This window comes from Microbispora rosea (genome assembly GCF_900156315.1).
GTDB classification, from domain to species: Bacteria; Actinomycetota; Actinomycetes; order Streptosporangiales; family Streptosporangiaceae; genus Microbispora; species Microbispora rosea.
The window spans coordinates 114,992-130,270 of sequence record NZ_FTNI01000022.1; the positions used below are offsets into that span (position 1 = coordinate 114,992).

General features: G+C 70.1%; 13 protein-coding genes. 3 read left to right on the top strand and 10 right to left on the bottom strand.

Annotated features, from left to right (window positions below; all coding sequences use genetic code 11):
- Positions 1-36: 36 nt before the first annotated feature.
- Together BXA11_RS27765 and BXA11_RS27770 are read right to left on the bottom strand one after the other, a co-directional pair.
- Positions 37-1,062, bottom strand: coding sequence for a LacI family DNA-binding transcriptional regulator (locus BXA11_RS27765; protein ID WP_076439235.1), 1,026 nt, complete (start codon positions 1,060-1,062; stop codon positions 37-39).
- On the bottom strand, positions 1,046-3,481 hold the full coding sequence (locus BXA11_RS27770; protein ID WP_076439238.1) for a beta-xylosidase/alpha-l-arabinosidase: 2,436 nt from the start codon (positions 3,479-3,481) through the stop codon (positions 1,046-1,048). The genes BXA11_RS27765 and BXA11_RS27770 overlap by 17 nt, the downstream gene beginning before the upstream one ends.
- A 383-nt stretch (positions 3,482-3,864) precedes the next feature.
- Between BXA11_RS27770 and BXA11_RS27775 the strand changes: the two genes are divergently transcribed.
- Genes BXA11_RS27775 through BXA11_RS27785 form a run of 3 tightly spaced genes read left to right on the top strand, consistent with a single transcriptional unit; the run spans position 3,865 to position 7,006 of the window.
- Entirely contained in the window at positions 3,865-5,184 is a 1,320-nt protein-coding gene (locus tag BXA11_RS27775; RefSeq protein ID WP_051761677.1) for an extracellular solute-binding protein, read from the top strand.
- Positions 5,185-5,186: 2 nt separating this feature from the next.
- Positions 5,187-6,101: a carbohydrate ABC transporter permease gene (locus BXA11_RS27780; protein WP_076439241.1), complete on the top strand. Its 915-nt coding sequence runs from the start codon at positions 5,187-5,189 to the stop codon at positions 6,099-6,101.
- 2 nt (positions 6,102-6,103) lie between these two features.
- The gene (locus tag BXA11_RS27785) at positions 6,104-7,006 is read left to right on the top strand and encodes a carbohydrate ABC transporter permease (protein ID WP_081903513.1); all 903 of its coding nucleotides are present in this window, start codon (positions 6,104-6,106) and stop codon (positions 7,004-7,006) included.
- A 10-nt stretch (positions 7,007-7,016) separates the two neighbouring features.
- Here the strand turns inward: BXA11_RS27785 and BXA11_RS27790 are convergent, their stop codons facing one another.
- The 8 genes from BXA11_RS27790 to BXA11_RS27825 are packed head-to-tail and all read right to left on the bottom strand — an operon-like array spanning position 7,017 to position 15,067.
- On the bottom strand, positions 7,017-7,511 hold the full coding sequence (locus BXA11_RS27790) for a hypothetical protein (RefSeq protein WP_076439243.1): 495 nt from the start codon (positions 7,509-7,511) through the stop codon (positions 7,017-7,019).
- Positions 7,508-8,419, bottom strand: a complete 912-nt coding sequence (locus tag BXA11_RS27795; protein WP_076439246.1) for a formylglycine-generating enzyme family protein — start codon at positions 8,417-8,419, stop codon at positions 7,508-7,510. Before BXA11_RS27795 ends, BXA11_RS27790 begins: the two co-directional genes overlap by 4 nt.
- Positions 8,419-9,852: a sulfatase family protein gene (locus BXA11_RS27800; RefSeq protein WP_204053871.1), complete on the bottom strand. Its 1,434-nt coding sequence runs from the start codon at positions 9,850-9,852 to the stop codon at positions 8,419-8,421. The genes BXA11_RS27795 and BXA11_RS27800 overlap by 1 nt, the downstream gene beginning before the upstream one ends.
- The gene (locus BXA11_RS27805) at positions 9,849-11,318 is read right to left on the bottom strand and encodes a sulfatase family protein (RefSeq protein WP_231513872.1); all 1,470 of its coding nucleotides are present in this window, start codon (positions 11,316-11,318) and stop codon (positions 9,849-9,851) included. The genes BXA11_RS27800 and BXA11_RS27805 overlap by 4 nt, the downstream gene beginning before the upstream one ends.
- Entirely contained in the window at positions 11,315-12,313 is a 999-nt protein-coding gene (locus BXA11_RS27810) for an aliphatic sulfonate ABC transporter substrate-binding protein (RefSeq protein WP_076439248.1), read from the bottom strand. The genes BXA11_RS27805 and BXA11_RS27810 overlap by 4 nt, the downstream gene beginning before the upstream one ends.
- A complete protein-coding gene (locus tag BXA11_RS27815; RefSeq protein WP_030507859.1) occupies positions 12,310-13,095 on the bottom strand; it encodes an ABC transporter ATP-binding protein in 786 nt (261 codons plus the stop codon). Before BXA11_RS27815 ends, BXA11_RS27810 begins: the two co-directional genes overlap by 4 nt.
- Positions 13,092-13,892 carry an ABC transporter permease gene (locus BXA11_RS27820; RefSeq protein ID WP_204053872.1) on the bottom strand — a complete coding sequence of 267 codons (801 nt, stop codon included), beginning with the start codon at positions 13,890-13,892 and terminating at the stop codon, positions 13,092-13,094. The genes BXA11_RS27815 and BXA11_RS27820 overlap by 4 nt, the downstream gene beginning before the upstream one ends.
- Positions 13,892-15,067 (bottom strand): ROK family transcriptional regulator, encoded by a 1,176-nt coding sequence (locus tag BXA11_RS27825; protein WP_030507857.1) that lies wholly within the window; start codon positions 15,065-15,067, stop codon positions 13,892-13,894. The genes BXA11_RS27820 and BXA11_RS27825 overlap by 1 nt, the downstream gene beginning before the upstream one ends.
- Between the last annotated feature and the right edge of the window lie 212 nt (positions 15,068-15,279).

The window sequence follows — 15,279 nt, forward strand, 5'->3', positions numbered from 1 at the left end:
CGTTCGCGCCGGCCGATTACTTCCCCCTGGGGGACCTCACCCTCCAGTGTGCGCCGCGGGGGCGGTCGAGCCGCGCACCACCAGCTCCGTCGCGAGCTCGACGTGATGCGACTCGACCTGCTCCCCGGCCGCCAGGCGCAGCGCCGTACGCACCGCGACGGCGCCCATCTCCCGCAGCGGCTGCCGCACGGTGGTCAGGGGCGGCGAGGCCATCCGGGCGATCTGCGTGTCGTCGAAGCCCACGATGCTGAGGTCCTCGGGCACGCGCAGCCCCCGGGCCCTGGCCGCCTCCAGCACGCCGAGGGCGATGTCGTCGCAGCCCGCGAAGATCGCCGTAGGCGCCTCCGGCAGGTCCAGCAGGGCCGCCCCGCCCGTCACGCCGTCGTAGTAGTGGAAAGTCGCGGTCCGCACGTACCCGGGCGGGACGGGCGCGCCCGCGGCCTCCATGGCGGCCCGGTAGCCGTGCAGCCGGGCCTGGTTGCACGCCGCGGTCGCCGGGCCGCCGAGATAGGCGACGCGCCGGTGGCCGAGCGCGAGCAGGTGCTGCGTCGCGGCCATGCCACCGGCGAAGTTCGTCGAGCCGACGCTGGTCACCCGGGCCCTCGGCAGGTTCAGCGGGTCGATCACGACCAGGGGCAGCCGTGCTCTGGCCAGGGCGGTGAGCTGCCCGGCGGTCAGCTCACCGGTGACGGCGACCAGCGCCCGGCGTCCGGCCGCGACCAGGTCGCGCGCCCACCCTCCCGTGCGGTCGGCGTTGCGCCGGATGCTCACCACCACGGCCACGTCGAGATCGGCGCCGGCCTGCACCGCGCCCTGGACGATCTCGGTGGAGTACGCGTTGAGGTCCGCGTCGAACTCCACCTCGATCGTGTCGGGCGCCGCCTCACCCCGGCGCTGCGGCGGCGCGACGTAGTCGTGCTGCTCCAGCAGCGACAGCACCAGCGAACGGGTCTCCGGCGCGACGTCGCTGCGGCCGTTGAGCACCTTCGACACGGTCGCGACCGACACCCCTGCCGAGGCCGCGACCGTCGCGAGAGTGGCCCGCCTACGACTGGGCGGCATCTGTTCCTCCCTGATCGGGACTTACGGCCGGTCGCACGTCCGCGGGGGTGACGAGCCGCCGGTCGTGGCCGACGTGGCGCAGCGGGCCGGTCAGCCGCACCCGGCCCTGACACGGCAGGTCCGACGCGGAGGTGCCGACGTAGACGTCGATGTCGCCGGGCTCGACGATCCGCCGCAGGTCGCGACCGGTGAAGGCGGTCCTGTCCGCGTGCACGGTGAAGGTCGTCCGCGCGCTCTCTCCGGGCTCGAGCCGCACCCGGGCGAACCCGGTGAGCTGCCGCGTCGGCCTGGTCACCTGCGCCAGCACGTCGTGCAGGTAGAGCTGGACGACCTCCTCACCCGCGCGGCCGCCGGTGTTGCGCACGCGCACCGACACGGTGAACTCCCCGTCCGTGGAGACCTCGGAGTCGCTGATCTCCAGGTCGCCGACCTCGAAGGTGGTGTAGGAGGCGCCGTAGCCGAACGGGAACAGCGGGGTCGGGTCGAGGTTGCTGATGCCGTGGCTGTCGGAGCCCAGCGGCGGCTGCAGGTAGGTGCCCGGCTGCCCGCCCGGGGTCCGCGGGATCTGCACCGGCAGCTTCCCGCTGGGCTGCACCCGGCCGGACAGGACGCCGGCGATGGCCGCCCCGCCCTCCTCGCCCGGCATGAACGCCTGGACGAGCGCGGCCGCCCCCTCGCGGACCCGCCCCAGCGCGTACGGCCGGCCCGACACCACGACCACCACGAGCGGCGTGCCGGCGGCGGCCAGCTCGACCAGCAGGTCCTCCTGGACCCCCGGCAGCCTCAGGTCCTCGGCGTCGCAGCCCTCGCCCGAGGTGCCCTGCCCGAACAGCCCCGCGAGGTCGCCGACGACGGCCACGCACAGGTCGGACTCGCGGGCGGCCGCGACCGCGGCGGCGAAACCGGAGCGGTCCTGCTCCCGCCAGTCGCAGCCCCGCTCGTGGACGATCTCGGCGTCGGGCAGCTCGGCCCGCAGCGCGTCGAGCAGGCTGGGCGCCTCCAGGCCGAGCCCGAGGTTCGGATAACGGGGCAGCACGTGGTTGGGGAAGGCGTAGCAGCCCATGAACGTGCGCGGGTCGTCGGCGCAGGGCCCGACCACGGCCACCCGGCGCGGCCCCTGGCGTCCCTCCCCGAGCAGCGGCAGCGCGTCGCCGGCGTCGAGCAGCACGATCGACCGCTCGGCCAGCTCGCGGGCCAGCGCCCGGTTGGCCGGCGAGTCGAGGTCCACGGCGTCCGCGCCGGCCACCGACCCCTCCGGGGTCCAGTCCGGGTCGAGCAGCCCGAGCTGCACCTTCTGGGTGAGCAGGCGGCGCGCGGCCCGGTCCACCAGTTCCTCGGGCAGCTCGCCCCGCCGCACCAGCTCGGCCAGGTGCCCGCCGAAGCCGAGCGTGTCGGGCAGCTCGACGTCGATGCCCGCGGTCAGCGCGAGCACCCCGGCCTCCTCGTGGTCCGCGGCGACCTGGTGCATCTTCGCGAGGAACGCGATCGCCCAGTAGTCCGACACGACGGTGCCCGTGAACCCCCACTCGTCGCGCAGCACCTCGGTCAGCAGCCACGGGTCGGCGGCGGCGGGCACGCCGTCCACGTCCGAGTAGGAGTTCATGACCGAGCGCGCGCCGCCCTCGGCGATGGCGGTCTCGAACGTCGGCAGGATCATGTCCATCAGCTCGCGCCGGCCCATCGGGACCGGGCCGTGGTTGCGGGCCGCGCGGGAGGCGGAGTAACCGGCGAAGTGCTTGAGCGTGGCGACGACCCCGGCCTTCTCCAGACCGCGCACGTAGGCGGAGCCGAGCGTCGCGACGAGGTACGGATCCTCGCCCATGGTCTCCTCGACCCGGCCCCAGCGGTAGTCGCGCACCACGTCCAGCACCGGCGACAGGCCCTGGTGGGCGCCCACGGCCCGCATGTCCCCGCCGATGGCGGCGGCCATCCGCTCCACCAGCTCGGGGTCGAAGGTCGCGCCCCAGGCGATGGCCGCCGGGTAGACGGTCGCACCATAGGTGGTGAAACCGGTCAGGCACTCCTCGTGCACCAGTGCCGGGATGCCGAGCCTGGATTGCTTCACCACCTCGCGCTGCAGCCGCACCACCTCCGCCGCGCCCTCAACCGCCGTCAACGGAGCGCTGCCGAACACCCGGGTCAGGTGGCCGAGCCCGTGGCGTGCGGCCTCCTCGATGGGCACCGTGCCCGAGGCGGCGAAGACGTCCTGCATCGGGGCCACATTGTGCGCGTTGTCGGGCTCCACCTCCTCCGGGGACTGCATGTCGTTGCCGATCCACCGGCTGCCGAGCTGGCCGATCTTCTCCTCAAGCGTCATCTCGGCGAGGAGGGCCTCGACCCGGTCGGCCACGGGAAGTGCCGGGTCCTGCCACACCCGGAGCGTCCCGTCCGCCGCGTGCGTCCGATCTGGGGCCGTCATCTGCTCTCCTCAAAAAGGTTTCGAAACATTTCGGCGTCATGAGCGGTTCTATCGCTAATCTTTCGGTCGACCGTGATCTCCGAGGTGACGCCTGTTCGTCGGTACTTTACACACGCCTCACGTTGACCTGGGGGGGTCGTGAGAGCGCTCTTGACAGTGAGGTATCGCAAATCTAGATTGGCGTGCCACGCGGCTTGTGTCGAAATGTTTCGAACGAGCTGACTTCAAGAAGGAGTGGACAGTGGCACCGGGGTGCCGATCCACGTCGCCCCCCGCCGCGTCCGAGTATTTTTCAACGAGCCGCGGCCAGCCTCGGCGTTCGACGTACGGAGATCAGCGTGGAGTCCAGGACACCATCCCGCCGCACTTTCCTCAGCCTTTCCATGGGCCTCCCCCTCGGTGCCGCCTTGGCGGCCTGCGGCACGTCCGGCCCGGCCCCGTCCGGCGGAGGCGCCGGTGGCGGTGCCGCCGGCGGCAGCGGTGGTGGCGCGGGCAAGGCCACCTACTGGTTCCTCCAGGGCCCGCCCGGTGAGGCCCCCCGCACCGCGTCGGTGGAGCGGTTCAACAAGGCCAACCCCAGCGGCCAGATCGCGATCACCACGATCCAGAACGACGCTTACAAGACGAAGATCAAGACGGCGATCGGCGCGAACCAGGCGCCCACCATCATCTGGGGCTGGGGCGGCGGCGGTCTGCGCAGCTACGTGCAGGCCGGCCAGGTCGAGGACCTCACCTCGTGGTTCGGGGAGAACGCCGCCGTGAAGGACCGGCTGTTCCCCGGCGCCTTCGGCGCCGCGACGATCGACGGCAAGATCTACGCGATGCCGTGCGAGACCGTGCAGCCGATCGTCCTGTTCTACAACAAGAAGGTCTTCGAGAAGGTCGGGGCGCAGCCGCCGCAGTCGTACGGCGACATCCTCGACCTGGTGAAGAAGTTCAACGACGCGGGCGTCGCGCCGTTCTCCCTGGCCGGCCAGTCGCGCTGGACGAACATGATGTGGCTGGAGTTCCTCTTCGACCGCATCGGCGGTCCCGAGGTGTTCCAGGCCGTCTTCGACGGCGAGAAGGACGCCTGGAACAACCCCGCCTCCATCGAGGCCCTGACCAAGATGCAGGAGCTCATCAAGGCCAACGCCTTCATCAAGGGCTTCTCCTCGGTCACCGCCGACTCCAACGCCGACCAGGCGCTGCTGTACACCGGCAAGGCCGCGATGATGCTGCACGGCAGCTGGTCGTACGGCATCCAGCAGGAGCAGGGCGGCGACATCGTCTCCAGCGGCGGCCTCGGCTGGATGAACTTCCCGGGGGTCGACGGCGGCAAGGGCGACCCGACCAACACCGTCGGCAACCCCGGCCAGTACCTGTCGATCTCCTCCAAGGCGACGCCCGAGCAGAAGGAGATCGCCAAGAAGTTCTTCGCCACCGGCGTGCTCGACGACCAGGAGCAGAAGGACTGGGTCGGCACCGGCGGCGTCCCGATCGTCAAGGGCTCCGACAAGCTGTTCGCCGGCTCCAAGGACGCCGAGTTCCTGAACTTCATCTACGGCGTCTCCAGCAACGCCAAGGTGTTCGCCCAGTCGTGGGACCAGGCGCTCAGCCCGACCGCGGCCGAGGTGCTGCTCGACAACATCGCCAAGCTGTTCCAGCTGTCGATCTCGCCGCAGCAGTTCGCCTCGAACATGAACGCGGTCATCGGTAAGTAAGCATGTCTGCTATCTCCGCTCGAAGGACGTCGTCCGCCGCCGCCACGCGCGGCGGCGGCGTCCTGCCATGGCTGGCCCTGCCGGCCCTGGTGGCCTTCGCCGTCTTCGCGCTGATTCCGCTCGTCGGGGTCCTGCTGCTCAGCTTCACGTCCTGGGACACGCTGGGCGAGATCCAGCTGACCGGGCTCGAAAGCTGGCGGCAGGTGCTCACCGACCCCGGCCTGCCCCACGCGCTGTGGGTGACGTTCCTGATCATGCTGCTCTCCTGGGCCTTCCAGACCCCGGCCAGCATCCTGATCGGGGTGTTCCTGGCGGGCCGCCAGCGCTACCGCGAGCTGCTCGCGGTGCTGTACTTCATCCCGCTGCTGCTCAGCTCCGCGGCCATCGCGATCACCTTCAAGGCGCTGCTCGACCCGAACTTCGGGCTCGGCGCCGGGCTGGGCCTCGACTTCCTCACCCAGGACTGGCTCGGCGAACCCGGCCTCGCCTTCGGCGTCGTGATCTTCGTGGTGTCGTGGCAGTACATCCCGTTCCACTCGCTCCTCTACCAGGGCGGCGTTCGGCAGATTCCGCGTTCGCTCTACGAGGCCGCGGAGCTGGACGGGGCGGGGCGCATCCGCATGTTCTTCAGCATCACGCTGCCGCAGCTCAAGTACACGATCATCACGTCCTCGACGCTGATGCTCGTCGGCTCCCTGACCTTCTTCGACCTGATCTTCGTGCTGACCGAGGGCGGCCCCGGTGACGCCACCCGCGCGCTCGCCCTGGACATGTACAAGCGCGGCTTCCAGGCCAACCTCATGGGAGCGGCCTGTGTGATCGGTGTCATCCTCGTCCTCGTGGGCCTCGCTCTGGCGCTGCTGCTACGCCGTATCGGCGGCCGCGACCCCTACGCCAGTCAGTTGGAAGGGGCCTGACCGTGACCGTGACCCACACATCGAGGGCGGCCAAGCGCCCCGCCACGTCCGGGGCGCACGGACGCCGTCCGGCGAAGAGCCGGCAGCGCCCGAACTGGCTGGGTGGGCTGGTGAGCTGGCTGTGGCTGGCCGTGGTGCTCATCCCGATCTACTGGATCGTGGTCACCAGTCTGAAGACGCAGTCCAACTACTACTTGACCAACCCGTTCGCGCCGCCCGGTGATCCGACGCTGGACAACTACCGGCTCGTGATCGAGATGGACTTCCCGCTGTACTTCCTGAACAGCATCATCGTCGCCATCGGCACGGTGATCCCGTCGGTGCTGTTCTCGTTCATGGCGGCGTACGCGATCGTCCGGAGCAGCGGCGCCAGCCGCTTCCTGCGCGGGGTCAACTCGCTGTTCCTCATGGGCCTGGCCATCCCCCTGCAGGCGACGGTGATCCCCGTCTACCTGCTGATCATCAAGATGCAGCTCTACGACTCGCTGACGGCGCTGATCCTGCCGTCGATCGCCTTCGCGATCCCGCTGTCGGTGCTGGTGCTGTCCAACTTCATCAGGGACGTGCCGAAGGAACTGTTCGAGTCGATGCGGCTGGACGGCGCGACCGAGTGGAAGACGCTGTGGGGCCTGGCCTTTCCCCTCACGCGGCCCGCCGTGGTGACGGTGTCGATCTACAACGCGCTGCAGGTCTGGAACGGGTTCCTGCTGCCGCTGATCCTCACCCAGAGCCCCGACAAGCGCACGCTGCCGCTGGCGCTGGCGGCGTTCCAGGGCGGACCGTACGGCGTGAACGTGCCCGCCGTGCTGGCCTCCGTCGTGCTGACCATCCTGCCGATGCTGATCCTCTACACGGTCGGCCGCCGTCAGCTGCTCAGCGGCCTGACCGCCGGTTTCGGCAAGTAGCCGCAGGGTCTCACGCTCCGCCGTACAGACGGCCCAGGTCGACGAGTTCGACGTCGGGCCGTCTGTCGGCGAGGCGGGCCAGCGCGGAGGAGAACCCCGAGCGCCCGAACAGGAGCAGCTTGGGCAGAGCGCCCACCTTGCCGCTGGGCAGCAGCCCGCGCAGGTGCTCCAGCCGTTCCAGCTGAGCGACGTCGACAGGGGCCTCGGTGCCCTTGGCCTCCCCGATCGCGGGGATCCGGTCGGCGGCGAACGAGACGGACTCCGTGACGACGACGTCGAGCTCGTGCCTCCGGCGGTGCTCCCGGCACGGCAGTTCCGTCGGACGCACCGTGCTCGCCACCCCGCCGAGGGTGTCCGGTGAGGCGTGCTCGAAACACCACTGCCGCGCGAGGTCCTCGAAGTGCGCGCCGTAGATCTGCGAGGCGACGGTGTCCGCGTTGGCCTTCCAGACGCGCTCGGCCCGACCGGCGACCAGCTCGGCCTCGTGGCGTTGGCCCCTGGTCACAGGGATACGGTGCGGAACCCGGCGTTGGCCATTGAGGAGTCGGGGGTGTTCGACGACCGCGCCGAGTTGCGGTAGCGGTTGCAGTAGGAGTCGTGGCACAGGAACGAGCCCCCGCGCAGCACCCGGGCCCTGCCGCGCAGCGGACCGCGCGGGTCGTCCGAGGGTGAGTAGACGTAGTAGTCGGGCGCGTACCAGTCCGCGCACCACTCCCAGACGTTCCCCACCGTCTGCCACAGCCCGTACGCGTTGGGCGCGAACGTGCGCACCGGGGCGGTCGTGAGGTAGCCGTCGTCCAGGGTGTTCTCCGTGGGGAAGACGCCCTGCCAGATGTTGACCCGCCACTCGTCCTGAGGCAGGTCGTCTCCCCAGGGATAGCGGGCGCCGTCGAGGCCGCCCCGGGAGGCGTACTCCCACTCGGCCTCCGTGGGCAGCCGCCGGCCCGCCCACGAGCAGTACGCCATGGCGTCGTTCCAGCTCACATGGACCACCGGATGGTCGGGCTCGGCCTGCGACAGCCGCCCGGCGGGGTGCCGCCAGTCGGCGCCGCGCACGCCCACCCACCAGGGGGTGCCGGGCACCGGTCCCATCACGTCGTCGGGGTGGGCACGCATCGCCAGGTGGAAGACGGCGGAGAAGCCGTACTCCTCCGCCTCGGTGCGGTAGCCGGTCGCGTCGGCGAAGGCGGCGAAGTCTGCGACCGTCACGGTCGTGGCGTCGATCGAGAACGGCGCCACGGTGACCGCGTGCACGGGCCCCTCGCCGTCGCCGGGGTTGCCGTCGCCGGTGGCGTCGCCCATCCGGAACCCGCCGCCGGGCAGGCGCACCTGCTCGATCCCGTGGAACCCGTGCGCCGTGAAACGGACGGGCTCCAACGGCTGCCCGGGCGTGGCGGGCGTGCAGCAGGACATCAGATTCCCGTGCTTTCCAGTGATTGGGGCACCGGCTGGCTGGGATGCGGCTCGTCGCCGAGAGCCGCCTGCGCGTGCCACATGCGGACCTTCATCTCCTCGCGCACCTCGCGGTAGGCCGGGTCGTCGTAGACGTTGCGCAGCTCCTCCGGGTCGGCCTCCAGGTCGTAGAGCTCCCACTCACCCGGGTAGGTGAACGCGCCCGTGCCGGGGATGCCCATGCCGTCGTTGTAGAAATAGATGATCTTGTAGCGGGACGTCCGGTAGCCGTAGTGGGCCGGCGCCTTGTGGAAGACGTCGTCGTGCTCCCAGTAGCGGTAGTACATGCCCTCCGCGGGAGGCGGGCCCGGCTCGCCGGTCAGGTCGGCGAGGAAGCTGCGGCCCTGCATCCGGGGATGGTGCGGCACCCCGGCGGCGTCCAGCACGGTCTGCGCGAAGTCGACGTTCGTGACGATCCCGGTGTGGACCTGGCCGGCCGGGATGCGCCTCGGGTAGCTCAGCACGAGCGGCATCCGCAGCGACTCCTCGTACATGAACCGCTTGTCGAACCATCCGTGGTCGCCCAGGAAGAAGCCCTGGTCGGAGCAGTACATCAGCAGCGTGTCGTCGAAGTCGCCGCGCTCGCGCAGCCAGTCGACCACCCGGCCGACGTTGTCGTCCACCGACGCGACGACGGCCAGGTAGTCCTCCATGTAGCGCTGGTACTTCCACAGCGCCAGTTCCTCGTACGACAGCCCCTCGGGCGGGTCCTGCTTGAGGTCCTCGGCGTTGAGGTGCTCGGCGATCCGCATGGCGGCCCGCCGCGCCGACGACGAGCGCGTGGCGTAGTCGTCCTCGAACGTCGCGGGCACCGGGATGGGGTCGGTGTACATCCCCGCGTGCTTGTCGTCCGGCTCCCAGGGGCGGTGCGGCGCCTTGTGGTAGATCAGCAGGCAGTAGGGATCGTCGCCGTCGAGCGAGCCGGCCCAGCTCAGCGCCATGTCCGTGATGAGGTCCGTGGCGTAGCCGGGGACGGTCCGCAGGCCCTCCTCGGACAGGAACGACGGGTCGAAGTACTCCCCCTGCTCGATCAGCACGTCCCAGTAGTCGAACCCCTGCGGGTTGTGCCCCGGGCCGTCCCCCATGTGCCACTTGCCGACGATCGCGGTGCGATATCCGGCCGCCTTCAACTGGCTCACGAACGTCGGCTGCGCCGCGTCGATCGGCGTGACCAGCGTCGAGACGCCGTTGACGTGCGAATACGTGCCGGTCAGGATGCTGGCCCGGCTCGGCGAGCACAGCGCGTTCGTGGCGAAGCAGTTGTCGAACCGGACGCCGAGGCCGGCGATCTCGTCGATCCGCGGCGTCCGGTTCACGACCGAGCCGTACGCGCCGACCGCGTGCGACGCGTGGTCGTCGGTCAGGATCATGACGATGTTCGGACGCCCGCTCACCGGTAGGTCGCCTCGTCCAGCCCGCTCAGCGTCGGGTCGTAGGAGACGTCGCCGACGTCGTACATCGAGGTCATCCAGTGGTAGAAGTTGTCCCCCCGGTCGCGCAGCACCTGGTAGAGCCGCCGCATGAGCCGTCCGCGCACCTCCGCCATCTCGGGGTGGCCGTAGACGTTGAGCAGCTCGTCCGGGTCGGTGAACAGGTCGTACAGCTCGTTGGTCGAGTCGGGGTTGACGACCAGCTTGTAGCGGTCGGTCCTGATCATCCGCTGCGGGTACGGGAAGTGGTGACCGTGGAACTCGCAGACGATGTCCTGCTCCCACGGCACCTCGCCGGTGGAGGCGAGCGGCACGAGGCTGCGCGAGTCGACCGCCGGGGCGGGGTCGATCCCGGCCAGCTCCAGGATCGTCGCCGTGCAGTCGAGCAGGCTGACGAACTCGGTGCGGACGACCCCGGGCTCCTGGCCGGGGATCCGCAGCAGGCCGGGCGTGCGGTAGATGTCCTCGTACATGGCCGGGCCCTTGTCGTGCAGCCGGTGGGCGCCGGTGAACTCGCCGTGGTCGCAGGTGAAGAACACGGCCGTGTCGTCGTTCAGGCCGAGGCGCCGCATGGCGTCCATGACCCGCCCGATCTCCATGTCGATGAGCGCGACGTAGCCCCAGTAGACCGCGATGAGCTTGCGCGTCACCTCCAGCGGCATGGTGTCGAACGTCCAGTGCGCGCTGTAGTTGGCCTGCACCGGCGGCTTGCCGGCGAAGGTCTCGGCGATCGACGTCGGCAGCTCGACCAGCTCCGGGTCGAACATGTCGAAATACTCGTCCGGCACGATGTACGGCAGGTGCGGGCCGAAGAAGTTGAGCTGCAGGAAGAACGGCTTCGGCTCTGCGGCGTACCGCTCCAGCATCTCGATCGCCCGGGTGGCGAGGTAGTGCTCGAACGTCGCCTCGACCGGCTGGCGCAGCCGCGCGGCGAGGAGGTTGCCCGGCCCGCCGTTCGGCAGCGTCCCGCGGATGCGGTCGTGGATCTCGTACGGCGGAAGGTCGTTCGCCTTGAGATAGTCCAGGTAGTCGGGATGGTCCACGGGGTTGTGCCACCCCGGCAGGTCCGGCCCGTCGAACCCGAAGTCGGCCGCCCGCCGGTGGTGCCCGACGTGCCACTTGCCGATGAGCCCGCAGTTGTACCCGGCGTCGCGCAGGGCCGTGGAGAAGGCCCACTGGTCGTCGGGCAGGTCCTCGATGTAGCCGACGTTCCTCTCGTGGTTGGCGAGCAGCTTGTGCCGGAACGGCGCCTGCCCGGTGAGCAGGCTCGCCCGCGCCGGCGTGCAGATCGCGGTGGGGGTGTACCAGCGGTCGAATCGCGTCCCGGTCCGGGCCAGCTCGTCCAGCACCGGGGTGGCGGCGAGGCGGTTGCCGTACGCGCCCAGGGTGTCGGCCCGGTGCTGGTCGGTCATCAGGAACAGAACGTTCACTTGGCGGCGCCCGTGAACAGATCGCCGGTGTAGTACGTCTTCGGGTCCACGGCCGAGGGCAGCTTGCCCGCGCCGACGAAGTAGTCACCCATCCCGCTCAGCCACTTCTCGATCGTGCCGTCCTTGGTGTAGCCGTCGAGGTCGGCGAGCGACAGCACCTTCGAGTTGGCGGCGTCGGCCTTGACCTGGTCGGCCGGCAGCTTCAGCATCTCGGCGGTCGCGGCCACGGTCTCGTCGAGGTGCTCGCTGCGGTACTGGATGGCGTCGCGCAGCACCCCGATGACCTTCTCGGTCTTGTCCTTCTCGTTCGCGACGACGTCGTTGCCGCCGACGAACGCGGTCGGGAACGACACGGTGTCGGCGAAGTCCTCGTTCTTGGCCAGCTCGACCAGGTCGGGGACGGTCTTCTTGATCGTCGAGATGGCCGGGTACCAGAAGCCGGCCGCGTCGATCTGCTTGGAGGTGAACGCCGACACGATCGTGGACGCGTCCATCGGGACGATCTTCACGTCGTCCCTGGTCAGCCCGGCCTTCTTCAGCGCGAGCGTGAGGATCATGTCGCCGGAGGTGCCCTCGGGCACGCCGATCGTCTTGCCCTTCAACTGGTCCATGGACGTGATGCCGGCCTGGGCGATGACGCGGTCGGCGTTGCCGAGCGTGTTCAGCGCGACGACCTTGGCCTTGCCGGAGGCGGGCAGCCACATGGCGCCGGGGCCGATGTAGCCGAAGTCGAGGTCGCCGGTGCCCAGCGCCTGGATCTGCAGCGGGCCGTTGGTGAACACGCTGACCTTGGCGTCGAGGCCGTGCTTCTTCCACAGACCCTGCTTGTCGGCGACGGCGAGCAGGCTCGCGCCGTTGAAGTCGGCGATGTAGCCGAAGTCCACGTGGGTGGTGCCGCCGCCCGAGGCGCTCGAGTCGCCGGAGTCGTCCGACCCGCAGGCCGCCGCCGACAGTGCCACGACGACCGCCGCGGCGGCCAGGAGTGTCTTCTTCATTTCGCGGGCTCCTTGATCTGCCGCTGGTGGTACACCGCGTGCCAGACGCGGTTGCGCAGGGCCCCGAACTCGGGGCTCAGCCTCATGTCCTCGTCGCGCGGATAGGGGAGATCGACGTCGATGACCTCGGCGATGCGGCCCGGCCTGGCGGCCATGACGACCACCCGGTTGGCGAGGAACACCGCCTCGTCGACGTCGTGGGTGATGAACATGACCGTCCGCCGCTCCTTGCTCCAGGTCTCCAGGAGCTGCTCCTGGAGCCGCACCCGGGTCAGCGCGTCCAGGGCGCCGAAGGGCTCGTCCATGAGCAGGATCGACGGGTTCACCGCGTACGCGCGGGCGATCGCGCACCGCTGCTTCATGCCGCCCGACAACGTCTTGGGCAGCGCGTCGGCGAACTGCTCCAGGCCGACAAGGCGGATGAAGTGCTCTGCCCGCTCCCGCCGCTCCCCCTTGGGGACCTTCGCGGTGCGCATGCCGAACTCGACGTTCTCGCGGACGGTCAGCCACGGGAACAACGCGTACTGCTGGAAGATGACGCCGCGCTCGGGGCCGGGGCCGGTGACCGGCTTCCCGTCCACCAGCGCGGCGCCGCCGGTGGGCTGCTCCAGCCCGGCGAGGATGTTGAGCAGCGTGCTCTTGCCGCAGCCGGAGGGGCCGACCACGGTCACGAACTCGTTGTCGGCGATGTCCAGCGAGACTCCGCCGAGCGCGACGAACGGCTCCTTCCCCACCGGGAAGACCTTCTGCACGTCGCGTACGGAGATCTTGGGAGTGCTCATCGGTTCTCCTGCCAGGCCGTCAGCTTGTTGCCGGCGATCATGAGCAGCCGGTCCATGATCAGGCCGAGGACCCCGATCGCGATGATGCCGACGAAGATCGTCGGAAGGTCGTAGTAGAGCTGCGCGCTCTGCATCCGATGGCCGAGCCCGGCCTGCGCGGCCAGGAGCTCCGCGGCCACCAGCGTGCCCCAGGCCGAGCCGAGCCCGACCCGCATGCCCACGAGGATGAACGGCGTCGAGGCCGGCACCACGACGCGGCCGAAGATGGTCCCGTCGCCCGCGCCGAGCACCCGCGCCGCGTTGATGAGCGTCCTGTCCACGTTCACCACGCCCTGGTAGGTGGAGATGACGCAGGACAGGAACGCCGCCAGGAAGATGACGAAGATCTTGGGGCTCTCCCCGATGCCCATCAGGACGAGCACCAGGGGCAGCATCGCCAGCGGCGGGATCGTGCGGAAGAACTGGATCCACGGCTCGAAGAGGCCGCGGGCCACCGTGTACCAGCCCATGACGAAGCCGACGATCACCGCCGCGAGCGAGCCGAGGGCGAACCCGGCGAGCACGCGCCCGAGTGAGGCGCCGACGTCGGTGGCGAGCGTGCCGTCCTGGATCATCTTCCAGGCGGCCGAGACGACCTCGGCCGGCGTGGGGAACTGGAGACCGGCCAGAGACAACCCCCACCAGATCGCGATTCCGGCCACGATCGAGATGATGTTGAGGACCAGGAAGGTCCGGTTCTTGCGCGGCCGGGCGGGGGCGTTGCCGTCCCTCGTGGCGCCCGCACTGGTCACGGCCACTATCGGCCTCCGTCCGTCGTGACGTTCGCTTCGTATCCGGCGAGCAGGGGGGACTCGTGGAACAGGGCCGCGATGGCCCCGCGCGCCCCGCCGTCGTCCGAGAGCAGGGCGGGGCGGATCACGGGCGCCGCGTCGGTGCGCCACGACAGCTCGTAGGTGACCGTGTCCGCGACCTGGCGCAGCAGGGCAGGAGCGACCTGGATGATCTCGCCGCCGAGCACGATCTCGTCGGGGTTGAGTGTCATGGCCGCCGTGCCGAGCACCCGGCCGACCGCCGTGCCGGCCTCGCGGAGCACCTGGTCCACGACCGGGTGAGCGATCTCCACCGCCGCCTTCAGGTCGTCCAGCGTGTCCACGGGCACGCCGAGCTCGCGGCACCGCCCGAGGATCGCGGGGACCGAGGCGACGGTCTCCACGCACCCGTTCTTGCCGCAGCGGCACCGCGCGCCGCCGGGGACGGCGGTCACGTGGCCGAGCTCCCCCGCGTACCCGTTGGCGCCCTTCACGAGCTGCCCGCCCACCACGAGGCCTCCGCCGACGCCGTCGGACAGGCGCAGGTAGATGAGGTCGCGTACGGAGTCGGACTGGGCGTGCAGGGCCTCGGCCAGTCCGGCGAAGCGCACGTTGTTGTCGACGATCACGCCGGCGTGGAAGCGGGTGGCGAACACCTCCGCCACGCCGTCGGCGCTCGATCGGTCGCCCCAGCCCGGCACGCCGACGGCGATCGCCTGAAGCGCCCCGTAGTGGACGCCGGTCTCCGCGCTCAGCCGGTCGATCAGCGCGAGCCCGGCGTCGAGGCGCTCGGGCCACTGCGCCGACTCCTCGTAGCGGGCGGTCCCCGACGCGATGATGTCGTGCGCGGCGTCGGCCACCAGGACGTTCACGCGGCGATGGCCGAAGTCGACGCCCATGTACTGGCCCGAGGCCGGGTCCAGCGCGAGCCGCTCGGCCGGCCGGCCGCTGCCCACGCGTTCCACGGCGTCGGTGTCGACGACGCGGATGGCGCCGCGGCCGAGGAGATCGCTGGTGATCTCGGAGACCGTGGTGCGTGACAGGCCGACCCGGGCCGCGATCTCGTTACGGCTCTGCGCGCCGTTCTGACGGAGCACGCGCAACACCCGCTCCTCATGGGAGCGGCGCACGAGGGCATGCACGCCGTTGGAGGTCGTTGACACGCTGGAAACCTAAGGTTCGTCTGTTTTTTACGTCAACCATCCGACAAAAAGAATCGGTGAATCTGTTCGGGAGCTTGACGAAAACCTCTGACCAGCGCGGACGCTTCCTCGACAAGCTCCCAGGCATCCTGCCGCACCGGCCGGAGGCCGCTGAGGCGGGTGGGACACGGGATTCTGACGACGTCTCGACGGAAAAATTTCGCCTGTCTACG

What these genes read in the sequence shown, in the direction of transcription:
- BXA11_RS27795 (WP_076439246.1), bottom strand. Translation starts at nt 8,419, where the DNA reads ATGTCCTGCTGCACGCCCGCCACGCCCGGGCAGCCGTTGGAGCCCGTC.
- BXA11_RS27775 (WP_051761677.1), top strand. Translation starts at nt 3,865, where the DNA reads ATGGGCCTCCCCCTCGGTGCCGCCTTGGCGGCCTGCGGCACGTCCGGC.
- BXA11_RS27765 (WP_076439235.1), bottom strand. Translation starts at nt 1,062, where the DNA reads ATGCCGCCCAGTCGTAGGCGGGCCACTCTCGCGACGGTCGCGGCCTCG.
- BXA11_RS27810 (WP_076439248.1), bottom strand. Translation starts at nt 12,313, where the DNA reads ATGAAGAAGACACTCCTGGCCGCCGCGGCGGTCGTCGTGGCACTGTCG.
- BXA11_RS27815 (WP_030507859.1), bottom strand. Translation starts at nt 13,095, where the DNA reads ATGAGCACTCCCAAGATCTCCGTACGCGACGTGCAGAAGGTCTTCCCG.
- BXA11_RS27780 (WP_076439241.1), top strand. Translation starts at nt 5,187, where the DNA reads ATGTCTGCTATCTCCGCTCGAAGGACGTCGTCCGCCGCCGCCACGCGC.
- BXA11_RS27770 (WP_076439238.1), bottom strand. Translation starts at nt 3,481, where the DNA reads ATGACGGCCCCAGATCGGACGCACGCGGCGGACGGGACGCTCCGGGTG.